Here is a 1582-nt window from a genome sequence, read left to right as displayed (position 1 = left end):
GACCTGACCGGCGATCCCGGGCAGCGCCGGGCCGCCCTGCACCAGAAATGGCGCAACCGGCTGAACCACGGTGAAACCCAGGGCCTGCGCCTCACCCGCCAGAACCTGCCGCACGACCCGCGCCACTGGCTGTTCGCAGCCGACGCCAGACAGCAAACCGCCCGCGGCTACCGCAGCTGGCCGATCCCCCTCACCCTCGCCTATGCACGCGAAAACAGGGGCCGGGCCAAGCTGTTCCAGGCTTTCGAGGGCAAGGAAGCGGTCGCCGCCATCCTGATCCTCACCCATGGCAGCGCTGCCACCTACCACATCGCCCATACCACCGCGCGCGGCAAACGGCTCAGCGCCCACCCCCTGCTGCTATGGGAGGCTGCGGGCTGGCTTGCCGCCAAGGGCATCTGCCGCCTCGACCTCGGCCTCATCAACACCGGGCGCGCCGCCGGCCTTGCCCGTTTCAAACTCGGTACCGGCGCCAAGGCACACCGTTTGGGGGGAACCTGGGGCCTGTGGCCGCCCTTGGGCCGCCTTTTGCAACCGCTGGCGCTGCTGGACCGGCGGCTGATGAGCGCCTGACCGCCCCGCGACGTCCCGTCCCGCTGGACAGAGGCAGACCGCCCCGATTATATGAACAGATGTTCAGATAACCGGGAGGAGCCCCGCTCATGAAACTTGCAGACACCGCTGCCATTGTCACCGGCGCCGCCTCGGGCCTGGGCGAGGCCACCGCCCGCTACTTTGCCGAACAAGGCGCCCAGGTCACCATCCTGGACCGCGACGCCAGCCGCGGCCCGGCGGTGGCGCAAGAGATCGGCGGGCATTTCGCCGAAACCGATGTCACCAGCGAAGAATCAGTTGCGGCCGCCATCACCCACGCCGCCGATAAGATGGGCAGGATCACCGCTTGCGTGAACTGCGCCGGCATCGCCATCGGCGCCAAGACCGTGGGCAAAGACGGCCCGCATCCGCTGGATGCCTTCCAGCGCACCATCGACATCAACCTCGTTGGCACCTTCAACGTCGCCCGCCTCGCCGCGGTGGAGATCGCCAAGAATGACCCCGAAGGCGACGGCGCCCGCGGCGTGATCATCAACACCGCCTCCATCGCCGCTTTCGACGGGCAGAAAGGCCAGGCCGCCTATGCCGCCTCCAAGGGCGGGGTCGCAGGCATGTGCCTGCCGATGGCACGGGATCTCGCGTCCTCCGGCATCCGGGTGATGACCATCGCACCCGGTATTTTCATGACCCCGATGCTGGCGGGCTTGCCGGAAGAGGTGCAGCAGCAGCTCGCTGCAGATGTCCCCAACCCGGCCCGCCTGGGCGACCCGCGTGAATACGGCCGCCTGGCCGGCTTCATCGTCGAGATGGGCTATCTAAACGGCGAGGTCATCCGCATCGACGGCGCCCTGCGCATGCGCTGATCCCCCTAGCCGCGGATTGCGAGCGGGCGGAGCCCTAAGCCGCCATGCGCAGCACGGGTTCACCTTTGACGCGCAAGCCGCGGCCCACACACCGGCACACGCGCTTTCAGGGCAGACCTGCCCCCGAAGCGCATCTCAGCGAAACTCTTCGCACAGATCGGAAG

At 68.1% G+C, this 1582-nt stretch carries 2 protein-coding genes; both read left to right on the top strand.

Translation table 11 applies throughout. The annotated features are described in order from the left end of the window. Nucleotides 1-573: GNAT family N-acetyltransferase (locus VOI29_RS24460; protein WP_323784489.1), on the top strand; the 573-nt coding region annotated here is incomplete at its 5' end. A gap of 89 nt (nucleotides 574-662) precedes the next feature. Beyond that, the gene (locus tag VOI29_RS24455) at nucleotides 663-1418 is read left to right on the top strand and encodes an SDR family NAD(P)-dependent oxidoreductase (RefSeq protein WP_323784486.1); all 756 of its coding nucleotides are present in this window, start codon (nucleotides 663-665) and stop codon (nucleotides 1416-1418) included. The last annotated feature ends 164 nt before the right edge of the window (nucleotides 1419-1582 follow it).

Origin of the sequence: Leisingera sp. (assembly GCF_034669605.1) — a bacterium.
Taxonomy (GTDB): domain Bacteria; phylum Pseudomonadota; class Alphaproteobacteria; order Rhodobacterales; family Rhodobacteraceae; genus Leisingera.
Note: the sequence above shows the minus strand (reverse complement) of the source record. Positions and strands in the feature narration are given on the sequence as shown.

Excerpts from the sequence above, each read along its gene's own strand:
- VOI29_RS24455 (WP_323784486.1), top strand. The coding sequence starts at position 663 with ATGAAACTTGCAGACACCGCTGCCATTGTCACCGGCGCCGCCTCGGGC.